The organism is Streptomyces fuscigenes, from assembly GCF_021556455.1.
Taxonomy (GTDB): Bacteria; Actinomycetota; Actinomycetes; order Streptomycetales; family Streptomycetaceae; genus Streptomyces; species Streptomyces fuscigenes.
Genome location: NZ_JAKGCV010000291.1, coordinates 1 through 7,094, shown reverse-complemented (window position 1 = coordinate 7,094; position 7,094 = coordinate 1). Strand labels below are relative to the sequence as shown.

4 protein-coding genes are annotated in these 7,094 nt (G+C 74.5%); 1 reads left to right on the top strand and 3 read right to left on the bottom strand.

The window, feature by feature from the left end:
* Positions 1-179: 179 nt before the first annotated feature.
* Both L1885_RS20340 and L1885_RS20335 read right to left on the bottom strand, forming a co-directional pair.
* A complete protein-coding gene (locus L1885_RS20340) occupies positions 180-2,279 on the bottom strand; it encodes an IucA/IucC family protein (RefSeq protein ID WP_235798596.1) in 2,100 nt (699 codons plus the stop codon).
* A 31-nt stretch (positions 2,280-2,310) separates the two neighbouring features.
* The gene (locus L1885_RS20335) at positions 2,311-3,684 is read right to left on the bottom strand and encodes a diaminobutyrate--2-oxoglutarate transaminase family protein (RefSeq protein ID WP_235798595.1); all 1,374 of its coding nucleotides are present in this window, start codon (positions 3,682-3,684) and stop codon (positions 2,311-2,313) included.
* 329 nt (positions 3,685-4,013) lie between these two features.
* On the opposite strand from L1885_RS20335, the gene L1885_RS20330 reads away from it, so the two are divergent.
* Positions 4,014-5,246 carry a trypsin-like serine peptidase gene (locus tag L1885_RS20330; RefSeq protein ID WP_235798594.1) on the top strand — a complete coding sequence of 411 codons (1,233 nt, stop codon included), beginning with the start codon at positions 4,014-4,016 and terminating at the stop codon, positions 5,244-5,246.
* A gap of 103 nt (positions 5,247-5,349) precedes the next feature.
* On the opposite strand, the gene hflX is transcribed toward L1885_RS20330, so the two are convergent.
* A complete protein-coding gene (hflX, locus tag L1885_RS20325) occupies positions 5,350-6,858 on the bottom strand; it encodes a GTPase HflX (RefSeq protein WP_235798593.1) in 1,509 nt (502 codons plus the stop codon).
* Between the last annotated feature and the right edge of the window lie 236 nt (positions 6,859-7,094).

Below are 7,094 nucleotides of genomic sequence, written 5' to 3'. Positions count from 1 at the left end.
CGCCGGCGGCGTCCCGCGCCGCGTCGGACGCCCTCGCGGTGGCGAGCGGGCGGGCGCCGTCCGCGGGCGCCTTCCCGTCCGCGCTCCCTTCGGCGGAGGTCATGGCGACGCTCTCCTCTCGACGGTGCCGGGCGGCCCGGTGCCGCCCGGCGGGGTGCCGCGCTGCGGCGCCGACGGCGTCAGCTCCGCAGCGGGTTGGCGATGGTGACGTAGACGGACTGGGTGTCCACCGGTCCGACCAGCTCGTCCAGGCCGTGCAGCCGGGTGAGCAGGTTGGCCTTGCAGCGCAGGGTCGGGGTGGCGAGCAGTTGGGCGGGCAGCGGGGAGCCCAGCGAGGTCGCGTCCGCGAGGAAGCGGCGGAACGCGGCCAGCAGCACGCCCTCGTCGGCCAGCCCCTGCGAGCCGAACGCGCCGATCAGGCCGAGGACGTTGTTGATGGCCAGGTAGTAGGCGAACCGCTCGTCGGTGACGGCGTCCGAGACGAACGTGTCCGACGCCTGCCCGATCCCCGGCAGGCGTCGTTCGAGGGCCTCTCGGTGGGAGGCGCGGAAGTAGTAGCCCTGGTTGTCGCGGTAGCGCCCGCCGATGGGCCAGCCGTCGGCGTCCAGGTGGACGAGCGTGTTCTGCTGGTGGGCCTCCAGGGCGATGCCCGCCTGCCCGTCCAGCCACAGCACCGGCCGCACGACGTGCTCCAGGTAGCGCAGGAACCACTCCGCGCTGACGGCGAGGCGCGGGCGGCCGCTGCGCGCGGTGAGGCGCCCGACGATCTCCGCGAGCCGCGAGGAGGTCGTGCCCCGGCCCGGGTAGGGGCGGGGCGCCGTCAGTCCGGCGACGCACGCCGCGTCGTCCGCGGGCCCGAACGGGTTGTGCCGCAGCATCACGTCGAGTCCCGTGACCGGCTCGCCGGCCGGGGTGTCGACGGCGAGCCAGGCCGGATCGCGGACGATGTCGAAGCCGGGGTGCGCGGCGCGCCACTGGCGGCCGAGGCCGGTGCGCAGGAGGCGGTGCACCTCGACGCCCCGGCGCAGTTCCTTGCGGAGGTTCTCGCGCCGGGAGTTGGTGATGCGCACGCCCAGCGACAGCTTCAGCATGGCCGGGGCGCCGGGGCGGTGCACCGTGCGCACGGAGGACGTCGGGTGCCAGGGCCCGCCCCGGGGCCCGAGGTCGTGGACGAGACCGGCCGCGCACAGGTCCAGGAATGCCGGCCGGTGCGTCATGTCCCGTGCCTGCCAGGGATGCAGCGGCAGCGGGACGGTGCCCTCCGGAACCGGCGTGTCGCCGAGCAGCCGCAGCGCGAGCGCCTCCGCGGAGACCGGCCGGCCCTGCTCCGTCCAGGCGGACTCGCCGGCGAGGACGGAGCGGTCGACGGCGATCCAGTGCAGCGGGAAGCTGCCGTGGACCTCCGGCGAGTAGCGCAGGGCCTCGGCCTCGGACAGGCCCTGCCTGCTCTTGGGCGTCGGGTGCAGCGGATGTCCGAGCACCAGTGACTGCTCGGCCACGAGGAACGGGTCGGCGTCCTCGGGTGGTTCGGGGTGGCGGCGGCGGTGGGCCAGGAAGACGGCCGTGTGGTGCGCCGAGTCGGCGACCCTGGCGACCAGGTCGCCGCCGAGGTGGCGGCCCGACTCGCGGCCGAGGAGGGCCGCGACGGTGACGGCGTCGACGGGAGCGGCGTCGTGCGGGGCTCCGTCGAGGAAGGCGGGGCCGAAGCGGTGCCAGCCGGCCGGCGACCAGTACCGCACCGGCACGGACAGGGCGGCCCCGCTCATCGGCAGGGCGAGACGGAGCACGTCGCCGTCGGGCGCGGCGAGGTCGTTCTCGCGGACCCAGCAGCGCAGCAGGTTCTCGACGGTGGCGGCGTCGGCGGCGCGGTGGACGTCCGGATGGTCCAGGTGGTCGGGGTGTCCGGGCTGATCGGGGCGGCGGGGGTGGTCGGGTCCTCCGGCCCGGCGGTGGCGCCCGGACTCCTGCGCGTGCCCCGGCCGATCGGCCCGCGCTGTGCGGTCGGCGTGCACAGCGCGGTCGGCGTCCGGGGCGGGGGTGGAGGGGCCGGCGAGGCCTCCGTGTGCGGCGTGGTCGGCGCGCTCCGCATGGCCTCCGTGCACGGCGTGGTCGGCGCGGTGCCCGTGATCGGCGGGGGCGGCGGGGCCGGAGTGACCGGGGCCGCCGGGTCTGGTGCCCCGCGCGGGACGGTCGCCTCCGGCCTGCTGGCGGGGCACCGTGGCGGAGTCGGCGGTGGGGGGTTGCGGTGCCGGCAGATCGGGTGCGGGGGTGGGGTTCACGGGTATTCCTTTGCGGGTCCGGGGTCCGGGGTCACTGCGACGGTCCTGCGGACGTGCGCGCCTGCTCGGCCGAGGCCAACGCGTCGGCGAACCGGTCGAGTACGGCCTCGGCCTGTTCGTCGGTGAGGGTGAGCGGCGGCAGCAGGCGTACGACCGCGCCGTTGCGGCCGCCGAGTTCCACGATCAGCCCCCGGTCCAGGCAGGCGCGCCGCACGGCCCGGGCGAGCTCGGGATCGGCGGGAGCCGGCGAATCGTCCGCTCCCCTCTCGGGATCGACGATCTCCACCCCGATCATCAGTCCGCGGCCGCGCGCGTCCCCGATGCAGGGGTGCTCGGCCGCCAGGCCCTGCAGACGTGCGAGCATCCGCCCGCCGAGCACCGCCGCCCTGTGCGCCAGGCCGTTCTCCCGTACGTACGCGAGCGTCGCGGCGCCCGCGGCCATCGCGAGCTGGTTGCCGCGGAACGTGCCTGCGTGGGCGCCCGGTTGCCACAGGTCCAGATCCTCGTGGTAGACGATCACTGCGAGCGGGAGCGAACCTCCGATGGCCTTGGAGAGCACCATCACGTCGGGGACGATGCCACTGTGCTGTACCGCCCAGAACGTACCCGTCCTGCCGACGCCTGTCTGCACCTCGTCGGCGATCAGCGGCACCCCGCGCTCGGCGGTGATCTCGCGCATGCGGCGCAGCCACGCGTCGGGGGCGGGCAGCACGCCGCCCTCTCCCTGCACGCATTCGACGATCATCCCGGCCGGCTTCGGCACCCCGCCGCTCGGGTCGTCCAGGAGGTTCTGCGTCCAGCGGGCGGACAGTTCCGCGCCGCGCTCGCCGCCGGTCCCGAACGGGCAGCGGTAGTCCTGCGGGTAGGGCAGGCGGGTCACCCGCACGTCCCGCGCACCGCCGGAGACCGCGAGTGAGCCCTCGGTCATGCCGTGGTAGGCGCCGGTGAAGGCGAGCATGCCCTGCCGGCCCGTCGCGATCCGCACCAGTTTCAGCGCGGCCTCGACCGCGTCCGTGCCCGCGGGACCGCAGAACTGGATGCGTGCGTGCTCGGCGAGCCCCGCCGGCAGGGTGGAGAACAGCTCGGTGACGAAGGCGTCCTTCACCGGCGTCGCCATGTCCAGGATGTGCAGCGGGGCCTCCGAGTCGAGGACGCGCCGGATCGCCTCCAGGACGACGGGGTGGTTGTGGCCGAGGGCGAGGGTCCCCGCGCCGGAGAGGCAGTCCAGGTAGCGGCGGCCGTCGGCGCCCTCGACGGTGATGCCGCGCGCGCGTACCGGAACGATCGGCAGCGACCTGGCGTACGTGCGGGCGGCGGACTCCCGCTGGGACTGGCGGCGCAGGATGCCCTCGTGCGCGACGGTCTGCGCCGCCGGCGGGGTGTTGGTCGGCTCGGTCACGGCCACGTCTTCGGTCCTCCGGCTGTCACAGTTGCGTCGCACGTCCGTACGCGACTCGACCGCCGGGCGTCCGGCGGTGGACGCTGGCCGTGTCCCTCGCCCGTACCAACGACTCCGGATGCGGGGGATCACGGGTGCCGGGAAGATCCTTGACCGGCCCGTGCCGGGACCGAACCGCGGACCTGCCGCGCACCGTGTGTCAGGACAACGGCATAGTGGGGCCCCTCGGCCGTCATGTCCCGCACGACGGCCCGCAGTTCCACGTACCCGTGCACGTCACCGCGCGTTCACGCATGTCCTTTCGTCCGCCAGAGACCGTTCCAGGGGGAACCCAGATGCGACCGATCCGCCCGCCCTCCGCCCCGCGCAGCCCAGGAAGGAGGCGCGGGGTGCGCGTGCTGGCGGCCACGGCCGCGGCGGCGGCGCTCGCGCTGACCGCCACCGCGTGCGGGCCCGGCGACGACGACTCCGCGGGCGCGCAGGCCCCGGTCTCCGCGTCGGCCACCGCGGCGGCCCCGAAGATCACCATTCCGGACGACCTCAAGGACAAGCTCAAGCAGCACGGGATCGACCTGGACAAGTGGAAGCACGGCGAGTGGAAGAACTGGGACCGGGACGAATGGCTCCGCCAGGCCCAGGACTTCGTCAACCCGGTCATCCAGGGCCTGTGGGACCCGGACCGGATGCGCAAGGCCGACGAGCCGGCCGAGCAGCCCGTGCAGCCGCACGACATCTCCGGCGACCAGGGCGTCACCGACCCGGAGCCCGCCCCGGTGCAGGCCCGGCAGGCGGGGACGCCGTACGCGAAGACCGTGCCGGTGGAGGGCAAGCTGTTCTTCGACGGGCCGCAGGGCTCGATGGTCTGCTCGGCGACCGTGGTCACCGACCCGGCGCACCCCGGCAAGTCCGACCTGGTCTGGACGGCGGGCCACTGCGTGCACGCGGGCAAGGACGGCGGCTGGTACCGCAACATCGCGTTCGTGCCGTCGTACAACAACAACGGCCTGTCCACGGCTCAGTTGCACGGCGCGGGTGAGAAGGCCCTGGCGCCGTACGGGGTCTGGTGGGCCGACTGGGCCGAGACGTCCTCGCAGTGGATCGCGGAGGGTTCGGAGACCGGCGGGCACGGCTCGCCCTACGACTTCGCCGTGCTGCACGTGACCCCCGAGAACGGCGGGACGGGCCGGTCGCTGCAGGAGACGGTCGGCGCGGCGCTGCCCGTGGACTTCAACGCGCCGGCGGTGCCCGACATCTCGACGCTCACGGCGAACGGCTATCCGGCGGCGCCGCCCTTCGACGGCCAGAAGCTCTACCAGTGCGCGGGCCGTCCCGGACGGCTGTCGCTGAACGCCACCGAGCCGACGGAGTACCGCGTCGGCTGCACGATGACCGGCGGCGCCTCGGGCGGCGGCTGGATCGCGAACGGCGACGACGGCAAGCCCGCGCTGGTGTCCAACACGTCGATCGGACCGGTGCCGGCGGGCTGGCTGGCGGGACCGCACCTGGGCAAGGAGGCCGAGGGCATCTACGACAGCGTCAGCAAGAAGTTCGCGTCGCAGTCGCAGTAGCCGGCGCGCGACGCCGACGGGCAGGGCCCGTGTCCCCCGGTGCGACGGGGGCACGGGCCCTGCCCGGTTGTGCGATGGTGCGGCCGGGCGCCCGGCCGGGCGCTCAGTGCGCCGCGGCCGGCGTGTACGGCGCGAGCGCCGCCGCCAGTTCCTCGTGGACGCGCGCCTTGAGCAGCGTGCCCTCCGGGGTGTGCTCCTCGGACAGGACCTCGCCCTCGGCGTGCACCCGTGAGACCAGCGCCCCGTGCGTGTACGGCACGAGCACCTCGAGCTCGATGTCGGGGCGGGGCAGCTCGGCGTCGATCAGCGCCAGCAGCTCCGCGATCCCCTCGCCCGTACGGGCCGACACGGTGATCGCGTTGCGCTCGGCGCCGAGCAGGCGCTGGAGGACCAGGGGGTCCGCCGCGTCCGCCTTGTTGATCACGACGATCTCGCGGACGTCCTTCGCGCCGACGTCGTGCACGACCTCGCGCACCGCGGCCAGCTGCTCCTCGGGCGCGGGGTGCGACCCGTCGACCACGTGCAGGAGGAGGTCGGACTCGCCGACCTCCTCCATGGTCGAGCGGAAGGCCTCCACCAGGTGGTGCGGCAGGTGCCGGACGAAGCCGACCGTGTCCGCGAGGGTGTAGAGCCGCCCGCTCGGCGTCTCCGCGCGCCGCACGGTCGGGTCGAGGGTGGCGAACAGCGCGTTCTCCACCAGGACACCCGCGCCGGTCAGGCGGTTGAGCAGGGACGACTTGCCGGCGTTGGTGTAGCCGGCGATCGCGACCGACGGCACGCGGTGCCGCTTGCGCTCCTGCCGCTTGATCTCGCGGCCGGTCTTCATCTCCGCGATCTCCCGGCGCATCTTCGCCATCTTCTCGCGGATCCTGCGCCGGTCCGTCTCGATCTTGGTCTCACCGGGGCCGCGGGTCGCCATGCCCCCGCTGCCGCCGCCACCCATCTGCCGGGAGAGCGACTGGCCCCAGCCGCGCAGCCGCGGCAGCATGTACTGCATCTGCGCGAGCGCCACCTGCGCCTTGCCCTCGCGGGACTTGGCGTGCTGGGCGAAGATGTCGAGGATCAGCGCCGTGCGGTCGACGACCTTCACCTTGACGACGTCCTCGAGGTGGATCAGCTGGCCGGGGCTCAGCTCACCGTCGCAGACGACGGTGTCGGCGCCGCTGTCGAGGACGATGTCCCGCAGCTCCTGGGCCTTGCCCGAGCCGATGTAGGTGGCCGGGTCCGGCTTGTCGCGCCGCTGCACCACGCCGTCGAGCACGAGCGCGCCGGCGGTCTCCGCCAGGGCCGCGAGCTCCGCGAGGGAGTTCTCCGCGTCCTCCAGCGTGCCGGACGTCCACACGCCGACCAGCACGACGCGCTCCAGGCGCAGCTGCCGGTACTCGACCTCGGTGACGTCCTCGAGCTCGGTGGACAGGCCGACCACGCGCCGCAGCGCGGCCCGGTCCGAGCGGTCGAACTGCTCGCCGTCGCGGTCCTGGTCGATCCCGCGGCTCCAGGCGGCGTCCTCTTCCATCAGGGCGTCGGCCCGAAGGCTGTCGGTGCGGGGGTCCGCAGTGCGGCCCGCGGCGGTGTTCTGCGCGTCCCGGGAAGTGGAGGAAGAGGGGGTCATCGGATCCTTACGTCGTCGGAGTGCCGCCCACGTGCGGCGTCGAACAGGTCAACGCCGGGACGGACGGATTGATTCCCCCGGCCCGCGGTGCGACACCTCGATGGTGACACGGCGGCCGGGCCCGGTCACGTGGGTTTCACGCACCGCCACCGGCCGGGGGCGGGGCGTGCCGGCCGGGCTGGGCCGGCGGCGGCCCAGGGCCGGGGCGGCGCCGTCTACTCGGCGAGCGCCCGGGC